This is a genomic window from Paenibacillus sp. 2TAB23 (assembly GCF_052115165.1).
In the GTDB taxonomy this organism is placed as follows: Bacteria; Bacillota; Bacilli; order Paenibacillales; family Paenibacillaceae; genus Pristimantibacillus.
The window spans coordinates 17,481-38,622 of record NZ_JBFRGD010000038.1; the positions used below are offsets into that span (position 1 = coordinate 17,481).

General features: G+C 50.5%; 13 protein-coding genes. 10 read left to right on the forward strand and 3 right to left on the reverse strand.

Going from position 1 to position 21,142, the window contains the following annotated elements:
* Window positions 1-26 precede the first annotated feature (26 nt).
* The gene (locus AB4Z29_RS30875) at window positions 27-3,260 is read left to right on the forward strand and encodes a DUF1542 domain-containing protein (RefSeq protein WP_441946732.1); all 3,234 of its coding nucleotides are present in this window, start codon (window positions 27-29) and stop codon (window positions 3,258-3,260) included.
* A gap of 175 nt (window positions 3,261-3,435) precedes the next feature.
* Window positions 3,436-4,287 carry a hypothetical protein gene (locus AB4Z29_RS30880; RefSeq protein ID WP_441946733.1) on the forward strand — a complete coding sequence of 284 codons (852 nt, stop codon included), beginning with the start codon at window positions 3,436-3,438 and terminating at the stop codon, window positions 4,285-4,287.
* On the opposite strand, the gene AB4Z29_RS30885 is transcribed toward AB4Z29_RS30880, so the two are convergent.
* On the reverse strand, window positions 4,288-4,644 hold the full coding sequence (locus AB4Z29_RS30885; RefSeq protein WP_183569684.1) for a helix-turn-helix domain-containing protein: 357 nt from the start codon (window positions 4,642-4,644) through the stop codon (window positions 4,288-4,290).
* Between the two features lie 269 nt (window positions 4,645-4,913).
* Between AB4Z29_RS30885 and AB4Z29_RS30890 the strand changes: the two genes are divergently transcribed.
* The 5 genes from AB4Z29_RS30890 (at window position 4,914) to AB4Z29_RS30910 (ending at window position 14,417) form a co-directional block, all read left to right on the forward strand.
* The gene (locus AB4Z29_RS30890) at window positions 4,914-7,220 is read left to right on the forward strand and encodes an AraC family transcriptional regulator (protein WP_441946734.1); all 2,307 of its coding nucleotides are present in this window, start codon (window positions 4,914-4,916) and stop codon (window positions 7,218-7,220) included.
* Window positions 7,221-7,433: 213 nt separating this feature from the next.
* The gene (locus AB4Z29_RS30895) at window positions 7,434-8,294 is read left to right on the forward strand and encodes an ABC transporter permease (protein WP_441946744.1); all 861 of its coding nucleotides are present in this window, start codon (window positions 7,434-7,436) and stop codon (window positions 8,292-8,294) included.
* Between the two features lie 2 nt (window positions 8,295-8,296).
* Window positions 8,297-9,193 (forward strand): carbohydrate ABC transporter permease, encoded by an 897-nt coding sequence (locus tag AB4Z29_RS30900; protein ID WP_441946735.1) that lies wholly within the window; start codon window positions 8,297-8,299, stop codon window positions 9,191-9,193.
* A gap of 52 nt (window positions 9,194-9,245) precedes the next feature.
* Complete coding sequence (locus tag AB4Z29_RS30905) at window positions 9,246-10,832, forward strand: extracellular solute-binding protein (protein ID WP_441946736.1); 1,587 nt, start codon at window positions 9,246-9,248, stop codon at window positions 10,830-10,832.
* Window positions 10,833-10,919: 87 nt separating this feature from the next.
* Complete coding sequence (locus AB4Z29_RS30910; protein WP_441946737.1) at window positions 10,920-14,417, forward strand: hypothetical protein; 3,498 nt, start codon at window positions 10,920-10,922, stop codon at window positions 14,415-14,417.
* A gap of 174 nt (window positions 14,418-14,591) precedes the next feature.
* On the opposite strand, the gene AB4Z29_RS30915 is transcribed toward AB4Z29_RS30910, so the two are convergent.
* Entirely contained in the window at window positions 14,592-15,398 is an 807-nt protein-coding gene (locus AB4Z29_RS30915; RefSeq protein ID WP_441946738.1) for a phytanoyl-CoA dioxygenase family protein, read from the reverse strand.
* A 123-nt stretch (window positions 15,399-15,521) separates the two neighbouring features.
* Between AB4Z29_RS30915 and AB4Z29_RS30920 the strand changes: the two genes are divergently transcribed.
* The gene (locus AB4Z29_RS30920) at window positions 15,522-16,319 is read left to right on the forward strand and encodes a helix-turn-helix domain-containing protein (protein WP_441946739.1); all 798 of its coding nucleotides are present in this window, start codon (window positions 15,522-15,524) and stop codon (window positions 16,317-16,319) included.
* Window positions 16,320-16,486: 167 nt separating this feature from the next.
* On the forward strand, window positions 16,487-16,894 hold the full coding sequence (gene flgB, locus AB4Z29_RS30925) for a flagellar basal body rod protein FlgB (RefSeq protein WP_441946740.1): 408 nt from the start codon (window positions 16,487-16,489) through the stop codon (window positions 16,892-16,894).
* 384 nt (window positions 16,895-17,278) lie between these two features.
* Here flgB and AB4Z29_RS30930 read toward each other — a convergent pair whose 3' ends face one another.
* Window positions 17,279-17,695 carry a hypothetical protein gene (locus AB4Z29_RS30930; protein ID WP_441946741.1) on the reverse strand — a complete coding sequence of 139 codons (417 nt, stop codon included), beginning with the start codon at window positions 17,693-17,695 and terminating at the stop codon, window positions 17,279-17,281.
* A 906-nt stretch (window positions 17,696-18,601) separates the two neighbouring features.
* On the opposite strand from AB4Z29_RS30930, the gene AB4Z29_RS30935 reads away from it, so the two are divergent.
* On the forward strand, window positions 18,602-21,142 hold a 2,541-nt coding region (locus AB4Z29_RS30935; RefSeq protein ID WP_441946742.1), incomplete at its 3' end, for a leucine-rich repeat domain-containing protein.

The following is a 21,142-nucleotide window of genomic DNA, read 5'->3' on the forward strand; positions in this document are numbered from 1 at the left end:
CCAAAATGATGATCAGAGGTGACGAAATGACGTTTAGAAAAAAGATCACTTTATCCGCTCTTGCACTGTCGATGCTTACTGCGTCGCTAGGGGGATTGCCGTTAAGCCAAAAGGGGCTTGCGGAAAAGCTTGGGCTTAGCCAAACGGCGTATGCCGCTGAGACGGAATTGCCATCCAGCGTATTTCTGGATCGCATGAAAAACTTGTATGCCGCACTTGCTGCAGGCGATCCCACAGATATGCAAGAGGTCAGAAATTTCCGCGATGAGATCGCTGGGCTTGATGAAGCGTCAAATGTGCATTTAATCGATCCCATATGGTCTAAAATCAGCGCAAAGCTGCCGGAGACGGTAGATCAAGCAGCATTAAAGGCCAGCTTATTCCGGATCATCAAGGCGGTCGGATCCTTCCGCTATGATCCAGCCGCTTCCGATTTGGAGGCTATCCGCACCAATCCTGAATTCCGTGCGACAATCAAGACGATTGCAGCGGCAGGCGGGGATGAGAACATTAGGCTGGATGACTTCCTCGTCTTTCTCTTTGGAGACGGTGCCAGCCGCAAAGGGGTCGAGGGTACGATAGGCAGCTTGCTGGCTAAGAAGACGCCTGTAGAGCTGATTCAGCTGCTTGGCAACAAACAAGGGATAACGGCTGTTCTGCTCGAAGCAACCGAAGAGCTGCTCGGAGAAACCGGCCAATACAAGTTCAGCTCGATTATGGAAAACCTCGGCATAACGCCGCAGGACGTGAGATCAACGGTGCTGCAATTCCAGGTTAAGCTGAAGAAGGACGAGCCTGCAATTAGTGCAATGACCGTCGCTTATATCCGTTCCGCAGCGAAGTCGGATGTGAAGGTAACGGATGAGGGCCGAACGCACGCATACAGCTTGAAAGTATTTGGCGTTTCGATCCACCCGGCTGTGCTGCAATGGTCAAAGGCATCAGGCGATGCGAACGTGACCGTGAAGCCAACGGGCGTAGTGACAATTCCAGAGGATGCGGCAAGCGGAACGGCAGTCATTCAAGCGAAGCTAATCAATCCGTACGGCGGTGCGGCAAAGGTTGTATATGAGCAGGAAGTGACGCTGAAAGCAGCCGCAACGCAAGAAACCGAGTTCCCGGCGGCGACTTTCCTAGCACGGATGAAAAAGGTGCAGGATGCGCTTGCTGCAGGGGATCCAGCCGATATCCAAGCTATTATTCAATTGCGCAACGAGCTTAGCCAGCTCACCTTTGCCAAGGATCAAGCGCTGATCGATCCGATCTGGAATAAGCTGACGGCGAAGCTGCCCGAAGGTGCGGATCAGGCCGCATTGAAGGAAGGCTTATTCAACCTATTCAAAGCCGTGATATCGATTCCATACGATGGGCAGGCTGCCAGCCTGGAGAGCATTCGAAACAATCCTGAATTCCGGGCCACATTGAAGGAGCTCGGCAAAGCAGGCGGTGAGCCAAGCTTTGTCGTGGATGATATCCTCGTCTTCTTCTTTGGTTCAGAAGAAGCAGGAAGCGGACTAGAAGGCGCAATTCGGAGCCATCTGGCGGGCTTGTCACCATCAGGTCTGCTTCAGCTGCTTGGCGATAAGCAAGCATTATCCGCCATGCTGCTTCAGAAGGCAGGGCTTCTCCTAAGCGATAAAGAAAACTACAAGGTCAGCTCCGCTTTAAGCGAGCTTGGCGTTACTGCGAAGGAGTTTAACGCAACTTGGGTTAATTTCCAGCAGCAGCTTAAGAAGGACGAGCCGGCTCTTAACGCGTTGACGATTGCCTTGCTGCGGTCAGAAGCGGTAGAGACTGCTGACGTGAGCGAGAATGGGCGCGAGCAGAAGCTCAACTTGAAGGTATTCGGCGTTGATATGCCGGCGCTTGCGCTTAGATGGAGCAAAGTATCGGGCAGTCAAAGCGTGAAGGTGGATGCGAATGGAACCATTACGCTGAACCGGGACGCAGAGAACGGAAAGGCGCTCGTTCGTGCAACCTTCATTAATCCATACGGCGGAGCAGCTAAGGTCGTATTCGAGAAGGAAATCACCTTAACGGCGAAAGCGGGCGACCACTTCCCAGCTGAGGAGTTTCTTGCCAGGATGAATAAGCTTCATGCGGCGCTGCTTGCAGGCGATCCGGCTGACGTGCAGGATGTTCGCAACCTGCGCGACGAGATGACGAAGCTGGACTTTGCCAAGGACCAGGCGTTAATCGACCCGATTTGGAACCGAATCGCGTCTCAGTTGCCTGCTGAGATAGACAAGGCAGAGCTGAAGAAGAGCTTGTTCCAAATGATCAAAGCCGTGGGATCGATTCAATACGATCCTGAAGCAAAGCAGCTGGAAGCTATTCGTACGAATCCTGAATTCCGTGCAACGCTGAAAACGATTGCCGCGGCAGGCGGCGTTGAGAACCTTACGATGGATGATTTCCTCGTCCTCATGTTCGGTGACGGCGACGAGCGTCTGGGCGTTGAAGGCACGATGCGCGCTATTATTTCAAAAATGAGTGCCAAAGATCTTGCTCAGCTACTCGGCAACAAAGAAAAGATCAATACGGTTCTTACCGAGGCAATGGGCAAGATTCTAGTGGCAAAGGACGATTATGCACTAAGCAAAGCGTTCTATAATCTGGGCGTTAGACCGGTGGATGTGTACGCAACCGTTCTGAAATTCCGAGTGAAGCTGAAATACGAGGAAAAGGCGCTTAACGCATTGACCGTTGCTTATATTCGCTCCGAGGTTGTATCCTCCGTCAAGATTACGGCAAACGGCACGCAGCATAATTACACGCTGAAGCTGTTGGGCAAGGAGCTTCCAACTTCGATCTTGCGATGGAAAAAGGTATCAGGCAGCAAAGATGTCACGGTCGACTCGCGAGGCAAAGTGACGATTCCGAAGAAGGTAGCGGAAGGGAAAGCGGTCATTCAAGCGACGCTGATCAACCCTTACGGCGGCTCGGCCAAAATCGTATTCCAGCAGGAGGTAACGCTGGTTAACGACAAGGTCGTGCTTGATCCGAAGGAAGAGTTCAAGAAAATTGCCGAAGCGCTGAATGAGAAGCTGGATGCTGTCAAGAAAGAGCTGAAGGCAGCTAAGGATGACGAGCAGAAAGCCGAATTGATCGTCAAGGTTGTTCAAGCTCGCAATGAAGCCCTGAATGCTATCAATAAAGTTGAAACGACCAATGCGCTCAAGAACAAAGCGATTAATGAGACGAAGAGCAAGGTCAACAAGCTTCTAACAACGATTATTACAGAAATTATGCGATCTTAAAAGGCAGCCAGTTCTCCTTCTCCTCTGAGAGGGGGGACTGGCTTCTTTTCAAATATAAGAAAGTATATCATATTGCCAACTTTCTCTATATTTCTACGCGAAACGTTAGTTTAGCCGCTAGAGGACGGCTTCAGCCGTTTACACTTGTTCAAAACGGAAGGTGGTAGGAACTGAAATGAGCAAAGGAAACTCAAGAAAAAAAAGACGCCCGCGTTTCAGTAAACCAGACACCGTTAATGTCATACTGGGATCACTAGCAGTCATCTTGGTGCTGGCATGGGGTGGTCTGTATTGGGACAAAACGACGGACCGATCGTTTGTTGTTAATGCGAAGGGAGCGCCGCCCGTTATTATCGCGGAGCTGGATGGCACGATTATACCATCAGAAGCGCCGCCTGTAACGAAGCCGGCTGCAGTGGTGAAGCCTGGTAAAACGGAGCAAGCAGGCAAACCGATCGAACCGGTCGCAGAGCTCCCGGTTTCAAGCGAGGCACCTGAACAAACGCCAGAGACGGAGAGTGTGAATACAGAAAAGCCGATTGCAACGCCGCGTCCGGTTAAGACTCCAAAACCTGCAAGTACTTCAAAGCCTGCAAGCACTGCAAAGCCGGATAAAGGAACGGCTACGAAGCCGGGCACGGTTAGTACGCCAAAGCCAGAGGAAGAGCCAGCAGTCGAGACAGAGCCGCCGGTTAACCCAGCCGTGAAATACGAGCAGCAGCTGGCACAGGTTCAAGCGAAATGCACCCAGGATATGGGTGGGATACTTGCAGGAGCCGAAGCGAGTGTTGCACAGCTTGATATGTCAGATCCGTATGCCTTCCAGGAGCTGAATCAGAAGTGGATGGACGGGCTGTCGAATGCAGAGGCCGATTGTAATGCTAAGTTCCAAGGTTTGATTGCGAGTGCGGAAAAGGATGGGGTAGAGCAAGGTGATATCGAGGAGTGGGAGCAAACTTACAGCAGTCTGATGCTGCAGCTTCAAAGTGAATTTGAAGCGAAGCTGCTGCTGTTAATGGGAGGATAACTATTCATCCTTGGGTAGGGTACGGTCGCGGAGAACGCGTTCGAGCAAGCTGCGAATGAGCTCAAGATCGTCCCTCTCCAAAGGAACCCCGTCCCAATGAAGCTGCTCATAATTCAGATATTCCTTTGCATTATGATTAAGTTCGGCAGGCGGTTCCGGATAATCGGTCAATCCCAGAAGATAATCAGCGGACGTGCGAAGCTTGCGCGAGATCGTCTGGATGGATTCGATGGTGGGCTGTCGATAGCCGGATTCATAGCCTGCATACGTGCTTTTGGCAACACCTAAATAATCGGCCAATTCCTGCATCGTCAATTTCCTCGTTTTACGCAGCTGCTTCAATCGCTTCGCGAACATCGTGATCCCCCCTCTCCAACATCTCTATTCTATCAATCTAATTGTTGGGTAAACGCACACATAATTATAGCATGTTTACCATTTGCATGTACAAGTCTGAATGTTGATAACATATGAACGTTTGAAGCCTTTCAAGAGGCTTGAACGGACTGTACGCTCGGGACACTTCGGGTTCTTTTTCTCGGTTTGTTTGCTTATCCTAAAATAGATGGACATGCAGGCAAACGGTTTTTCGCTTGCATGGTTTCATCCCGTTAGGAGGCTTACGGATGAAAGCAAGCATATCGGGGAAAGTCATGCTCATTTACGGCAGTATCGTCCTGCTCATTATCGCGATCACCTTCTGGCTATCCTATCAAGGAACGGTCGGCAGGCTGGAATCTGATCTCACGAAAACGAATCTAGCACTGCTTGGGCAAGTGGATCAGAAAATGGAAGCGGCTTTCCGGCAGACGGAAAAGGATCTGCTCGCGCTAATGGAGGAGCTTGAATTTGTTTATTTCATGCTGGACAGCTATGAAGACGATGCCCAGCGTTATAGCAACTACTACGCGCTTACGACCAAATTGAAACATTTTATTAATACGAATCCAAATTTTTCTTCTATATTTATTTATTCTGCCGTGAACGGCGACATATTGACCGAGAAGGCTTATATGAGCAATATCTCGCAAGGAGACAACTGGCTGGATGATTACATTGAGATGCCCGGCTATTCCAAATGGCTGACCACGCATCCCGTGTGGGATGGCACGGCGACGCAAAACGTGGTAACGCTTATTCGTTCCTATCCCACGCTCAGCCGCCCGGGTTACCGGAACGGCATAGCTGCAGTGAACATTAACGAGGATGTCATCTACAGCATGATTCAATCGGTGTATGACAATAACGCAAGCGGTCATTTGTTTATCTTCGACGCGGAAGGGAATGTCGTCAGCCACGATGACAAAACGATGCTGTACCAGAACCGAAAGCAGCTGCCCTATATGAAAAGCATTTTGGAGGCCGAAGGAAGCGGCTCCTTGCGGATAAAGCAAGATGGCGTTCCGCAAACGGTATTCTATAGAACCTCCGCTTATACTGGCTGGAAGGTAGTCAGCATCCTGCCGGAATCACAGATCTATGAGCCGATTAGGCTTACCCGCAATTTGTTGTTCGCTTTAGCGGGCGGCATGATCATCGCTGCGCTAGGCGTACTGTTCTATATCAACCGCTTGACTTTCAGGCCGCTTGATCGCCTTGTCGGAAGGCTTGCTGGAGCTTATCAGCCAGATGCCAAGAAGCAAGGCTTTGACACGGCTGGGGTTGCCTATTTGGAGTCTGTATTCGAGAGAATGCTGCTTGATCGGGAGCATCTGGAGAAGCATGTCAGAGATTCAAAGTCCGTATTGAAATGGCGATTGATCATGGACATGCTGGCTGGATATAGAACGGATTATCAGGCGCTTCAGCATCATCTGGAATTTACGGGCATCCGTCTTTACCCAGAGCGTTATCTTGTCTGTACGGCGGAGATCGGCAAGCCGGAGGGCGGCATTAGCCCGCGGGACGAGACGCTTTATACGTATGTATTCTGCAACGTAGCGGAGGAGCTCATGGGAAAGGAAAGCAGGGGCGCGGCAATCGATCTGGGCGGCGGACGAGCTGTGCTGCTCTTCAGCTTTGCGGAAGGGGATGCGGAACAGAATCATTTGCGTGCGCTCGCCTTGGTAGAGCTGCTGCTTGAAATCATTAAGAAGCAATTCGGATTAGTCGTTACTGTTGGCGTAGGCAGGGGCGTTAGAGCACTCAAGGACATCCAAAGCTCCTATAACGAATCACGGAAGGCGCTTCGGTATAAGCTGCTGTTCGGCCAGCATGCCGTTATTTCGATTGAGGATATTCAGCCTTCTAACAGCCAGCAATACTATCGCTTAAGCCGAAAAACAGCCCGAATTATGGACATGCTTAAGCTTGCTGATATAACCAAGCTGGGGATTGAGGTCCGCCAAGCCTTTGAGCAGGCGGTGGAGCAGGGGTTAGCTCCGGATTTCATTCGCCAGTTTTCCTTTGATTTGATCGTCAATGCGCTTCAGACAGCTGACTCACTTGGCATTGGCCCGGAGGAGTCGATGGGGAATCTCGATAGCATCTATGAGAAAATCGAGCAGATTGAGGATTGGAAGCATGCGGAGCAGCTCATTCTCGCCGTTCTGAGTGAGCTGGCAGGCAAGCTTACGAGCAAGCGCAGTCAGCGGGGAAAGAGTGGCACCATTGACCGAATGGTGGGCTACATTCAGAGCCATTATCATGAAAGCGACTTCTCGCTGGATCGGCTAGCCGAGCATTTCCAGCTAAGTCCTACATACATAAGCAAGCAATTCAAAGAGTACACGGAGCGGAATTTCATTGATTACCTCATTGAGGCTCGCATCGATGCATCCAAAGCCTTGCTCGCAAGTACCGACCTTAAGGTAAACGAGGTGTCCGAGGCGGTAGGGTATATGAATACGCGAAGCTTTCTGCGGACCTTCAAAAAATAYACGGGAAAGACACCGACCGAATACCGGGAGCTGTCCTCGGGGAATCGCCCTTGAATGCTTACAGGGAGCAGGATTTTAGTCAAGTGACAGCGGAAGAGTGCACCTGTTCAGAAAAAGAGACCCGGCTTTTCGCAGCAAAAGACACTAGGCACAGAACATGTCTATTTTCAACCTCCCTCCATGTCGGATACGATCGAAGCGTAAACGGAGGATAAGGGGGGGAAGACGATCTGGATTCGGCTTAAACGGGATAGGCATTTGTACTTCATGCTCCTGCCGATTATCTTGTTTTATATTCTCTTTAAATATGCTCCGATGGCGGGGGAAATCATTGCGTTCAAGAATTATCGGTTTGCGGACGGGATTTGGGGAAGCGATTGGGTAGGCTTTAGGCATTTCCACATGCTGTTTCAAAGCGTGGATTTCTGGCGGGTGCTGCGTAATACGCTGCTGCTGAACGTGTACAGCCTTGTCTTCGGATTTCCGGTGCCGATCCTGCTTGCTCTGCTGCTTAATGAGGTGCGCAAGGAATGGTATAAAAGAACGGTGCAGAACCTGCTGTATTTGCCGCATTTCATCTCTTGGGTCGTGCTTGGCGGTATCGTCATTGCTGTTTTATCGCCGAGCACAGGTATTGCTAATCTGATTCTAAAGCAGGCTTTCGGCATAGAGCCAGTTTATTTTATGGCTGACTCGGCGTGGTGGCCAGTCGTTTACACAATGTCCGGCATTTGGCGCGAGGCAGGGTGGGGCACCATTTTGTATTTGGCAGCGATGGCGTCTATTGACCCTCAGCTGTATGAGGCAGCCAAAATCGACGGGGCGAGCAAATGGCGGCAGATCTGGCATATCACGCTGCCAGGCATTCGCAGCACGATTGCCATATTATTGATTCTCCGTATGGGGCATATGATGGATGTCGGCTTGGAGCAGACCTTGGTGCTCCAGAACCAGTCGGTACTTGATGTCGCGGATGTAATCAGCACCTATGTGTATCGTGTCGGGCTGCAAAATATGAACTACAGCTATACGACTGCGCTTGGGCTGTTCCAATCGTTAATCGGCTTCTTTCTGGTCGTCTCTGTCAATCAACTAATCCGCAGATTCGGCGAGAGGGGGCTGTGGTGATTATGAAAAGGGTAGCGAAGCAATATTCGATTGCCGTAGGGGTAGGAAACGTGTTTCTCTACCTGTTTCTAGGCCTCTCCTCGTTGCTTGCGCTGTTCCCGCTGTGGTATGAGCTGGCGGCCTCATTTAGCAGCAGCAGGGCGATAACAGCAGGCGAGGTGCTGCTGTGGCCGGTGGAATTCAATCTGCATGCTTATAATCGCTTGTTTGAAGACGGGCAGATCCTGATTGCTATGCGCAATACGGTTGTTATCATGCTTATTGGCACCTTGTTGAATATGCTCATGACGATTCTTGCGGCTTATCCGCTCTCCAAGCGCAGACTGATGGGACGCAGCGGACTGCTTCTGTTCATCACGTTCACGATGCTGTTCGTATCGGGTATTATTCCTAGCTTTATTCTTGTGAAGTCGCTCGGTTTGATGGACACATATTGGTCGTTGTGGCTGCCTGCCTTAGTCAGCACGTATAACCTCTTTGTGATGAAAACCTTCATGGAGGGCTTGCCGGAGGAGATTGAGGAGTCGGCAGCTATGGACGGCGCCGGCGACTGGCGGATTCTGACGCAGATTATGCTGCCGCTGTGCAAACCTATAATTGCGTCGCTTTCGTTGTTCTATGCGGTTGGCTGGTGGAATTCCTATTTTCAGGTCCTGCTGTACATTACCAAAAGCTCGCATCAATCGCTGATGGTGAAGCTGTATCAGATGATCAACCAGGTGGATGCCAGCCTGCTTAACCATGCAGGAGGCAGCGAAGGAGCGGAGCATATTTTATTGACGCCGGAAGGGATCAAAGCGGCGGCAATCATTATTGCCGTTACGCCGATTCTGTGCGTATATCCGTTCCTGCAGAAGCATTTCGTCAAAGGCGTATTAATCGGATCGGTTAAAGGCTAAAGGTTAAAGGCTAAAGGCTAAAGGCTAAAGGTGCAAAGGGGATGGGCATAGGATGAGAAAGAAAAGGATGGGCACCACGGTGATCGCTATTAGCTTGCTGCTTGCTTTGCTCGCTGGCTGCACGGGCAGCTCGGAGCCAGCGGAGCCGTCAAGCACGCAGAAGACTGGAGAGGACACCTCGGCAGCGGCAAAAAAAGAAATTAGCGTGTCCATACTGGACCGGGGCGAAGTAGCGGCGGAGGAAGGCAGCTACGAGAATAACCGCTGGACGAGGTGGATTAACGACAACGCGCCGGCAAAGGTCAACTGGATTCCGGTGCCGCGCACGCAAGTCCAGCAGAAGCTGAACACGCTGATCGCATCCGGGGCGGCGCCGGACCTCATCTGGGAATATGATCGGAGCTACATTAGCCAGCTGGCGGCGCAGGGCGCTATTCAGCCCGTGGACGGCTATATTGAGAAATACAGCACGACCTACAAAGCTTATTTGGAGAAGCACCCAGAGCTGAAGCCTTTCCTGACGATTAACGGGAAAATGTACGCGCTCGCCAGCGTGCGCGGGCAGGAAACGGTAGCCAATCACGGCATTATGATTCGTCAGGATTGGCTGGATAAGCTGGGCCTGAAGGCGCCTACGACTGTTGAGGAGCTGCTTGACGTTGCACGCAAGTTCAAGGAAGGCGACCCGGATGGCAATGGCAGCGCGGATACGGTACCGATTACGTTTAACTATAACGGTGTACAAATACTGAGAGCCTTCTTTTTCAACAATGAGAACCAATGGTATTTAGAGGACGGGAAGCTCTCATTTGGCCGCATATTGGACCGCTACACGGATTCGCTGGCTCTTCAGAAGCAGCTGTTCGACGAAGGTTTAATTGACAAGGAATATATTACAGACACTAATTTCCAGCGTTCGCTTCAGCTGTGGACGACAGGCAAATCAGGCATTTATCTAGGCTCATGGACGATGGGCGCGGAGTTCGTGGATTTGAAGAAAAATGTGCCGGAGGCCAAGGTGGTTCCGCTAGAGCCAGTCGCTTCCTCTTATGGCCGGAACGGGCTTTATCAGGAAGTGCCTGCCAATATGTACATCGCTTTTAACGCGGGCATGAAAGAAGACAAAGCAGAGGCTGCCATCCAATTTCTGGACTGGATGCTGGAGGCGGGCTGGGAGCCGCTGCGGATCGGTGATCCGGATGTCCACTATAAGCTAGTGGGAGAAGTGCCGCAGAAGACGGATGCAGACCTATTCCGGAAGGAAGTTTTCTATGCAAGAGAGTATGCCATTCTGAACGAATGGGATCCGAAGCCGGAATGGTTCTCGGTGATGGCGGCTCAGGATCCGATTTCCCAGGAGCAGGCGAAGCTCAAGGCAGATGGGCTTGTGACAGCCATGAAAAATAACTATCGGAGAGATATCGCCTATAATCCCGATTTGCCCGAGGTAAGCCAGCTGATTGCAACCTTTGCACCGATCGCCCAGCAGATTGAAGCCAAAATCGTAACGGGCGGAGGCGCTTTGTCGCCGCAGGAGGGCATGGCGGATATGAGAAAGGAATGGAAGCGGCTGGGCGGGGAGAATGTGGAGAAGCTTGTGCAGGAATGGTATGAGAGCAACAAACAAAACTTGAAGTAGAGGGGGAGGCTCTTCCTGCATGCGTGAAGTTGTTAGGCTTGCGGGAAGGGTTAGTCGCCGATCTGAATAGCAAAGGATGGATGGAAAATGATTGTTAGAAAAGCGATCTCATTATTCCTCGTCTTTGCATTAACCATGACGGCTTCCGGCGCGCTGGGCGGCCTAAGATCGACAGCTGGCGCGGAAGGGGCATTAGTGGAGCTTCAGGCAGGAGATTATGAAGGTACGGATGAAGTATGGGATTTTCTGCTCGGAGCAGAGTTTCCAGGCGCGCAGGGCAGCTTTGCTAGGGACGGCACGATTGCAAAAAAGGGCAGCTCATCGGCCAAGGTTACCGGTGATTTCAACGGCGGCGGCTCTTACGTTGCCTTGGAGCGGTATTTGACCAAGCGAATAATTCCTGCTGACGCAACCAGCTTGTCGTTCTGGGTGAAGACGACTGATGCGGCATCCATCTATCTCGTATTGATGGACGGCTCCAATCAGAACCACTCGCAGAAGCTCACGCTGCAGCAGACGGCGGACTGGCAGCTGGTAACGGTAAATGCATTCAACACCGGAGCAGAATATTCACATTGGGGCGGAGCCAATGACGGCTCATGGCATCCATCTCTTAAGAAGATGACACTGAAGGTTGCGAGGGCGGGACTGCGTGCGGGACTAAAGAGCGGTTCCGTTTGGTTTGACGATGTGCGAGTGAAGGCGGCGGCTCCGGAGCTTGCGATTGCACAAACCCAAGTAGGCAACGTATTCTCGGGGGCGGATAGAGGGATCTTCGAGGTACTGACGACCGGCGATACGATTGACTGGGAAGCGTATGATGCCTGGGGGGAACCAGCCGCATCCGGCAGTACGCCGGTGACAAGCGGCAAGCTGCGGCTTGAGGTACCGGTACCTGCGAATGGATATTACCGATTGAAGCTTACTTCTTATGAAGATGGGGCAATACGGAAAACAATCGAAACAACCTTTGCTACGCTGCCTTCTTTTGACCTGACTGCTGTGGCACAATCGCCATTTGGCATACAGACCCATTTCGCCCATAGCTGGAACCGCGAGATGATTCCTTTAGTTAAATATGCCGGTGCCAAAAGCGTACGGGATGCGATGTTCTGGTCTGAGATCGAGCTGAAGAAAGGCGTATACAGCTATAATCCCAAATTCACGTTATACATGGAGGGGCTGCTGGAGAACAGCATCGATCCGCTCATGACCTTCGCATTCTCCAACCAATATTACGATAACTTCCAAACTCCTTATTCCCCGGAGGCACATGCGGCATACGCGAATTATACGAAATCGCTGCTGAACCGCTTCGGCAGCCAGATCAAGTGGGGGGAAATGTGGAATGAGTTCAATCTGTCCAGCTTTGGCGGGAATGGTCCGGCAGCATCGCGTGCGGAAGTATACTATGAGCTGCTGAAAGCAGGCTATGAGGCGGCTAAGGAGGTACGCCCGGATTTGAACGTTCTCGGCGGCGCAACCGCGGGCATTCCGAGCGAATGGCTGGAGGATTTATTTGAGCTTGGGGGTCTTCAATACATGGACACTTTATCCGTCCACCCCTATCGGTATCCGGATAAGCCCGAAGGCTTGCTGGCGGAGGTCGCTTCGCTCAATCAGCTCGTGCGAGAGCATAATAACGGGCAGACGAAGCCCCTTTGGTTTTCCGAGATCGGCTGGCCGACGCAGCTTGATCCACGAGGAGTCGATGAGAACACGCAAGCGGCCTATTTAATCCGAACCTATGTGCTCGGCATGGCTGCCGGCGTAGAAAAGATATTCTGGTACGATCTCATGGACGACGGAACGGATAAAAAATACAATGAGCATAATTTCGGCATTATACACAATAGCGGAGATCCTCTTGGTGCTTATACGCCGAAGCCGGGTTATGTCGCCTTTGCAACTGCGGCAAGGCAGCTTACGGGAGCGACGCTTGCGAGCCAAGAGATTGCGAATGATATATACCGCTACACCTTTCAGAAGAACGACCAGTCCATTCATGTTTTATGGTCAGGAGCGGATGAAGAAACCCATGTCACTTTAAAAACACAGCAGCCGCTCGTCGTAACGGACATGATGGGCCGGTCTTCAACGTACACCCCGAAGGATGGCGAAGTGTACGTTACGGCATCGAAAGAGCCTTTGTTCATTAAAGGGAAGATTACTAAAGTCATAAAGAGCAGCAAGTATCTGCTTGCAAGCGCGCCGTTCTTCACCGATGATGCGGTAAGCGTAACGATGTCCGTATACAAAGCGTCTGCTGCCAAACAGCTTAGCGCCCGGATTCAGCTGCAAGGAGCCGTTCAGCAATTGCAGGTTGCAGCACCAGGCACCTACACGGTTGTTTTCCCAGGCATCGGAGTTCCGGGAAGCTATACAGCTACAGCGGAGCTTGCCGTTGGAGGCAAAAAGATAGGTGCCTTAAAAAACACGGTTGTGATCCGGCAATCAGAAGATCTTAAAGCCAAGCATGTGTGGAAGGACGGCAGCAACTTCTTAAGGGTAAGCATTGATAATACGAAGCCGCTGGAGCGCCGCTTAACGCAGATTGATTGGCAGGTTGGCGATGCTTCGCAAGTGCTCACCTATGACACGGTCCTGCCCGGACTCTCGCAGCATGTGCTTGATTTGCCGCTGCCTGCTATGCCGGAGCGAACGATGACGCCGCATCAGCTTACCGCTTATTTGGATGATGGTACTGAGATGACCGTTGCAGGCACTCTGCAGCTTATCGCTGAGGCAGATATGAATCCAATCGTGCACCGCACGCTGGAGGTTGACGGTTCGTTGGAAGATGTAGAGGATCTTGCTGGCATTAATCTTTTTGAGGAGGGTCATTCCAGAGTTGTGCCCCATAACGGCATCGAGGACCTTAGCGGCATGTTGTGGTTGACGCATGACAGCGACAATTTATATCTCTCCGCGCGAATCCACGATGATGTATTCTCCCAGACAAAGTCTGGGGATGCCATGTGGAGCGGGGACAGCATGCAGTTCGCTGTTTCCTTAGGTACACCGGGCGAGGCGCCTGAGTGGTATGAATACGGGATGGCGTTAACGCCAAGCGGGCCTGAGCTGTATCGATGGATGGCGATGACCGGCGTGCTTGCGGGAACGACGGTGACTAATCGCGAGCTGGAAATTACCAGAGACGAGATCGGCAAGGACACTATCTACCAGCTAGCGCTCCCTTGGACGGAGCTCGCGCCGATAATGCCAAGCGACGGCATACTCAGCCTGTCATTGCTTATTAATGAAAATGACGGAAATGGGCGCAAGGGTTGGCTGGAATGGGGCGGAGGTATAGGCTCCAATAAGCGCTCAAGCCTATTCAAGCCTATGGTCATAACGGCAGAAGCACCGATGATAGAGCCTACGGCTTCTCCTGCGGATCCGACGCCGACTGTGACGCCAATGCCTACAGAGGCGCCAAGCCCAACTGCGACGGCATTGTCAACTGAGGCGCCAAGCCCGACGCCGTTGTCAACGGAGCAGCCGACGTCAACACCAACATCATCTGCCACGCAATCGCCAGCAGAGACGCCAACATCAACTGTGGTACCAACGCCAATAGAGTAGGCAACTTTAGCTGCGGTACCACTCCTTGAATCAACACCGGGTCAATCGGAGTAATCGTATCATGAATCCTTGTAGTCATATGAGAACGTAAATTCTGATACGCTGGCACGGATGCCAAACAAAAGGGACCGTTACTCGCTTTTCGCGGAGTAGCGGTCCCTTTCATATCCGTTATTAACTGTCAAGGAGCAGCGACTTAAGCGGCACCATCTTGTCTTCAGGCACATAATATTTGAATTTGTTGTCGCTGATTTGTCCGAGCAATTGTCGGCGTATGGGGCTGGCGTCCTTTAGCAGGCTTTCATCGGCTTGATGATAGTCGATTGGCCGCATCCAGATCGGGCTATAGCCGAGAAACAGCTGCCTTCTCGTAAATGACGATTGGTTAGCAGAGCCGGCATGCCATAGATTTTGGGCGAATATAAACACATCCCCCGGCTTCCCGCACACTTGGACTTCACCGTCGAGCTGCTGCCGAACATCCTTGTTGTTCGGGTTATAAGGCTTCTTATGGCTGCCGGGAATAACCTTCGTATTTCCGCGGTTTGGCTGAGACATATCGCTAAGAATGTAGCAAACCTTTATATAATAAGTGGCTGTCAGTCCAGCAATGGATGGAAACTTTGGATGAGGACCGTCTTGATGCCAATCGATGAAGCTGTGGGAGGCAGTCTGAACATCGTTCGGATTTGGCTGCCTTACCGTTAAGTGGGAAATATGAAGCTGAATATTATAACCGAGCAGATTAACGATTAAGGGAAGAATGGCCTCATGATCGATTAGCGAGGCAAGCTCGTCATGCCGGGCTATGCTGTTGTAGATGTTATGGGCGAGCGACTCCGGCTCTTCTGCAATAATTTCATCAATGGCCGTATTCAGGCGGTTTATTTTTTCCTGCGGCAATACATTTGGTAAAACCAAGTACCCCTGTTCATGGAATTGCTCCATTAGCTCCTTCAACTCAAGCGCTGCTATCGTCATTGTTCATTCCTCCTACTTGTAATTAATTTAATTATAGCTGACTCTTAATTCGCTTATAATGTATGTAACTCTCATCTTTCTTGTATATAATTTCATTCTGTGGAAGTGAAGGTGATAACAAGCATGCGGTTAAGCGAGCCGGAACTGCTCTATCATGTTTATGTAAAGGATGCCAAGCATTTTCAGAAGACGGAAGATACCTACGACCATTGGGCGCTATTTATCGTTGAGGAAGGCAGTTTTGATTATCGAATGGGAGGCTTGAGCGAGAGAGCAACAAAGGGAGATATGGTGTTGTGTCCGCCTGAGCTTACCTTTTATCGACAGACGAACGGTTTGTCCTTTCATCTTGCGGGCTTTCGTTGGAAAACGGCGGGAGAGGCGGAAGTTGACGCAAGATCAGCGTCCTTCCCGCAAGGGATTCTGAGGCTGCTTAACCATAAAAGAATGCAATCCACCCTTTCATTGCTTCGGGAGGCGAGGTTAATAAACGCTGGTGCCGCGCACGAGTACAAGAGCCATTTGCTGCGAGATTTGCTCTACGCTTATCAGGTCGAAAGCTTCCATTCGGAATCCGGCTTATTGCATAGCGAGAATCCGCTGCTGCAGCTCGCCATACATAAGCTTCGGCAGCAAGCCGATTCGGGGGTGGGGGGGTCGCTCAAGTCGATTGCGAGAGAACTTGGGATCAGCCAGGTGCAGCTGACAAGATTGTTTAAAGGAGAATTCAAGCTCACGCCGAGTGCTTATTCAGCCAATCTTAGAATGGAAAAGGTGAAGCTGCTGCTCGCTCATTCCTCGTTAACGCTTGCGCAAATAGCTGAGCAATGCGGGTTTACCGATGAGCATCATTTAAGTAAAAGCTTTAAGAAATGGAACGGAATAAATCCTTCCGCCTATAGAAAAGCATACGCAGTGTGAAAACAGCAGCCCCGGAGAGCAAAGCTGTTGCCGGTATGTACAAGCAGCCTTGTTGAGCTAGCAGGCAGTTTAGCACAACATTTACTTGTTTTGAAACGTCTGTCCAATTGGAGCGTACCATTTTATGATGTGCAAATTCGTTGACTTATTCATTGAGGAGATGAGACATGTTCGTATCCAAAAATTCGATCCGTAACGAATCTTTGCTTCATATTCTGGAGTTAAGACATAAGCTGATTACAGGGAATCTTGCGAATGCCGACACGCCGGGATACAAAGTGAAAAGCGTCGCGTTCGAGGAAGAATTGGAGAAGATGATTACCGCGGGGAACGGAGACAAATTAAAGATCAACCGGACCAACGAGAGACATCTCCCGCAAACCTCTGAGTTGGGGGTCATTCCCTATAAAATAGTTGAACGCAGCCACACGACTATGAACAACAATCGGAATAATGTCGACGTTGACAAAGAGATGGCCAATCTGGCTGAAAACCAACTAGAGTACAATTATATGATCGATCGTGTAAACGGTCATTACAGTAAATACAAAAAGCTGTTTGCCGATTTGAAATAGATCTGACTGTGAGCCGGGCGCTAGCGCCCGGCTTATTTTTGCATCTTGCGTTTATTCAAATAAGGAATCTTATACGTCTGGATGGAAAGGGGGAGTTTCGCTTGCGATTTAAACTTTATAGTAGAGTGTCCTCCTGGATGATGGTATTTTAAAGGCTGTGACCCGTTACGTACTTCCATCTTACCGAGGCGCATGTTTTTTTGCTAAGCTGTTAATTAACGCTCTACAGGAATGCTAACGGGACTCGTTAGTTGAACAAACAAGGAGTAGTTTGCTGCGGCAGCTACTCCCTGTCTTTGTTAAGCTATACGAACGGGCAGGATAGTTCCAATATGTGGTGTTACAAGTGTTAACGATAAGACTGCAGCCAATTTTGGAGAGAATCTAAATGTTAGGTGATACGCTCAAAAACTCAACCCGCTCTAATCTTTCCACGTCATCATCATGTAAAGCTGCTCGACGCTTTAGGAGTTCATATGTCTCGTTCCACTCGTCAGGGTATCTGGTCCTTTGAATTCGCTTATTCAGCTCTCCAAGGGCATGCTCGACTCTATTTCTAAATTGTTTCCATACCATCTTAGCTTTGAAATAGTCACCGTTATTACGAGTAGCATTCACTATGTCATAACAGAGTTTATCCTTTTTTGAAATCTCCATACTGATTTCATCAACTTTAAAAAGAATTTCTTTTTTGAGTTTGGCGTCATGCTCTATAGTTGCGACCATTTCTGCCATAATAGAAAGTATATTATGATTATTTTGAACGGAGTGATTGAAACGTTCAGCAAGTTGGATAGTCATAGATTTTCCCCTCCTAATTATGGGAATAGTTTATAGTTTTATAAGGTGCTATTACCATTTTGGTTTTATATAATACTATTCGTTAGAAGGTACTTTTTTTAGTCACTAAGCAAGTGATAATAAATTAAATTATTTCTGGATTTCGTTGTGTTACTCAATTATCTGGGTACAATTGCTCCATTAACAATGACGGCAGCAGGGCTAATGATCGGTTGCTTCATTACGCTCCCTCAGAGATAAACTAAACGGGGAACGATAGCAAGACAACTAGAGAGCTGCCGCCGTGCGGTTGGGGGAGTGATTGAGGACGGAGACTTTCAAAGAAAGGGCCTACGTCTATTTATTGTATTGTGTTTTTCTAGATATTCGGAGCGCTTCTTATACTCATCGTATTAAATGGTGGAATCCTGCAACTTGGGATCAGGTGATTCATTACAATAAAGTTTTGTTCCTCTTTAGCCCCTAAATGCGCTAACGGGAGATGTCACTTAAACAATCAGCTTGCAGGCGTCACCTGGCAGGCTATTCAGCTATGGACAGTAGAGCGTGGCGGAAAGCCAGCTAAGTAACTTTGAAGTGTTGGGCAGTTTTATTTGGAGATATAACGCTCGGATCCTAACGGAGAACTTTAACTCAATAAGGACACAACGGCAGTTCATCAAATGATGAACTGCCGTTTGCTATTTAGAGGGCGGATTATTGGAATTATCCATGTGAGACTCTCCACTATCCCTTACAGATAAACCTACATGATTTGTATACCGACTTCAAAAAAACTTTAAAACCTCGCAGAGCTTGATACTGCACGGATTCGGCTCATTCTTTCATTATTTATTTATTGGCCGTCTCTATAATGAAATGTGGTACCCATTCATTCGACAAGCCTCATCGTAAAGGAGTAAAAACATGAGAAAATCATTATTATGCCTATTGATTGCATTATTAGCGATCGGGACTTCATTATCGCAGATTCAAATCGCGCACGCGGCCGATGATGAATTTGCTTTCACCACGAGCAGCAATGGCGCCACCGTTACAGGTTACTCGGGTACGGATTTGAACGTGGTCATTCCCGCCACGTTATCGGGGGTGGCGGTAACTTCGATTGGAAGATCGGCGTTCGATACCAATGGGACGGGCAAACCCCAAATTACGGGCGTCGTTATTCCGAATAGCGTGAAGGAGATTCAAACGTATGCCTTCCGTTATACTAGACTCACTTCATTAGACCTTCCGGACAACTTGTTAACGATCGGCTCCAGCGCCTTCGAGAACAATCCGCTTACAACCGTCGTTTTTCCGGACAGTGTGACGACTATTGGTAACTATTCTTTTTATATGAATAGTTTGACATCGATTAAATTATCGGAAAATTTGAAGACGATTAATGGCGGGGCTTTCGACACCAATCACATTACGAAATTGGTCATCCCGGCCGGTGTAACGAATGTCGCCAGTTCCTCATTCTATAATAACAGCTTGACCAGCGTAACGGTGTTAGGCGCAGGGACATCTTTTGGGACAGGCGTCTTTTCTAGCAATCCGGGGAATCTCAAACTATTCGGAATCGCGAATTCTCCTGCAGCTACTTATGCAGCGAATAACGGTCACACGTTTGTTGACGGAACGGCGTTGTTTCAAGCGGTCGCGAATGCTAAGGCATCTTTGAAAAACTACTTGCCGGGTACCGCCGTAGGACAAGTGCCAGCCAATGCTTATATCGATTTGACCGCGGCGTATGACGCCGCCACCGCATATATCTATGGAATCGGGAACGCGACCGTCGCCTCCGACTTGGTCGCCGCCGCAATCCCGTTGACCGCGGCGATCTCGGCATTCGAGGGGCAAATTATCCCGGCGGGCAATCCTGCGGCATTGGGGACGGCGCTGACTGAAGCGGGGCAGGCATTCTCCGATCATACAGCAGGCACGAACGCGGGACAAACATCGGAGGGCAATCGCAGCGCACTACAGACCGCGATCGACGCGGCGCGGCAAATCTTTAATCAGGCCGGCATTTATCGGCAGGATGAACTGGACGTCGCAGTCGCTGAGTTAGATGCGGCGATGGATACGTTCATGGCTGCGATTATACCGGCTGGAGATCCGACAGCGCTCGGCGATACGCTAGCGAATGCGCAGCAGGCGATGACGGATCATCCGCAAGGCGCAAACGTGGGGCAAACGTCGACAGGAACGCGCATTGCGTTGCAGATGGCGATCAATACGGCGCAGCAGATTCTCCAGAACGCTAGCCAATACTCGCACAGTCAGTTCGATGATGCCGTCATCTCGTTAAGTTCAGCGATTCAAGCCTTCAATGCCGCGATCATCGGACCCGGCAATCCGACTGCGCTTGGTGCAGCGATTACAGTTGCGGAACAAGCGATGACGGATCATCCGCACGGCACCGGAGTAGGGCAGACGTCAAGTGGCGATCGCGACGCGCTGGAAACAGCTATCGATACGGCACAGCAAATTCGAGATAACGCGGGCGACTACACGCAAAGTCAGTTGGATGCGGCAACAAGCGTATTGAATGCGGCGATCACTACATTCCAGCAAGCCATCGTGCCCGTTGGCAATATATCGATGCTCAATACGCGGTTGACGAATGCTGAGCAGGCATTGACGGACCATCCCGAAGGCACAGGCGTAGGACAAGCGCCAGCGAACGATCGCAGCGCTTTGCAGGCAGCGATCAACGCCGCGCAAGCGATCGCCGACGATGCGGGGAACCAAACTCAGGGTGAGTTGGATGATGCCGTCGCCGATTTGGAAGCGGCAATGGCTACGTTCGAAGCCGCGATTATTCCGGCAGGAATTGCGACGAATTTGGAAAACTTGTTGGCGGATGCAACCGAGATGCTGGCGGACAATCCCGAAGGCGCAAACGTCGGACAAGCGTCGGCGAGCGATCGCAGCGCTTTACAGGCAGCGATCAACGCCGCGCAGGCGATCGCCGACGATGCGCTGAATCAAACTCAGGGTCAGTTGGATGATGCCGTCGCCGATCTGGAAGCGGCAATTGCTACGTTCGAAGTCGCAATTATTCCGGCAGGGGATACGACGTATCTGGAAGACTTGTTGGCGGATGCGACCCAGACGCTGGCGAACCATCTCGAAGGTACAAACGTCGGGCAAGCGTCGGCGAACGATCGCAGCGCTTTACAGGCAGCGATCAACGCCGCGCAGGCGATCGCCGACGATGCGGAGAACCAAACTCAGGGTCAGTTGGATGATGCCGTCGCCGATTTGGAAGCGGCAATTGCTACGTTCGAAGTCGCAATTATTCCGGCAGGAGATACGACGTATCTGGAAAACTTGTTGGCGGATGCAACCGAGATGCTGGCGGACCATCCCGAAGGCACAGGTGTAGGACAAGCGTCGGCGAGCGATCGCAGCACTTTGCAGGCAGCGATCAACGCCGCGCGAGCGATTGCCGAC

What these genes read in the sequence shown, in the direction of transcription:
- AB4Z29_RS30930 (WP_441946741.1), bottom strand. Translation starts at nt 17,695, where the DNA reads ATGACTATCCAACTTGCTGAACGTTTCAATCACTCCGTTCAAAATAAT.
- AB4Z29_RS30905 (WP_441946736.1), top strand. Translation starts at nt 9,246, where the DNA reads ATGAGAAAGAAAAGGATGGGCACCACGGTGATCGCTATTAGCTTGCTG.
- AB4Z29_RS30910 (WP_441946737.1), top strand. Translation starts at nt 10,920, where the DNA reads ATGATTGTTAGAAAAGCGATCTCATTATTCCTCGTCTTTGCATTAACC.
- AB4Z29_RS30895 (WP_441946744.1), top strand. Translation starts at nt 7,434, where the DNA reads ATGCTCCTGCCGATTATCTTGTTTTATATTCTCTTTAAATATGCTCCG.
- AB4Z29_RS30880 (WP_441946733.1), top strand. Translation starts at nt 3,436, where the DNA reads ATGAGCAAAGGAAACTCAAGAAAAAAAAGACGCCCGCGTTTCAGTAAA.
- AB4Z29_RS30875 (WP_441946732.1), top strand. Translation starts at nt 27, where the DNA reads ATGACGTTTAGAAAAAAGATCACTTTATCCGCTCTTGCACTGTCGATG.
- AB4Z29_RS30885 (WP_183569684.1), bottom strand. Translation starts at nt 4,644, where the DNA reads ATGTTCGCGAAGCGATTGAAGCAGCTGCGTAAAACGAGGAAATTGACG.
- flgB (WP_441946740.1), top strand. Translation starts at nt 16,487, where the DNA reads ATGTTCGTATCCAAAAATTCGATCCGTAACGAATCTTTGCTTCATATT.
- AB4Z29_RS30920 (WP_441946739.1), top strand. Translation starts at nt 15,522, where the DNA reads ATGCGGTTAAGCGAGCCGGAACTGCTCTATCATGTTTATGTAAAGGAT.
- AB4Z29_RS30915 (WP_441946738.1), bottom strand. Translation starts at nt 15,398, where the DNA reads ATGACGATAGCAGCGCTTGAGTTGAAGGAGCTAATGGAGCAATTCCAT.
- AB4Z29_RS30900 (WP_441946735.1), top strand. Translation starts at nt 8,297, where the DNA reads ATGAAAAGGGTAGCGAAGCAATATTCGATTGCCGTAGGGGTAGGAAAC.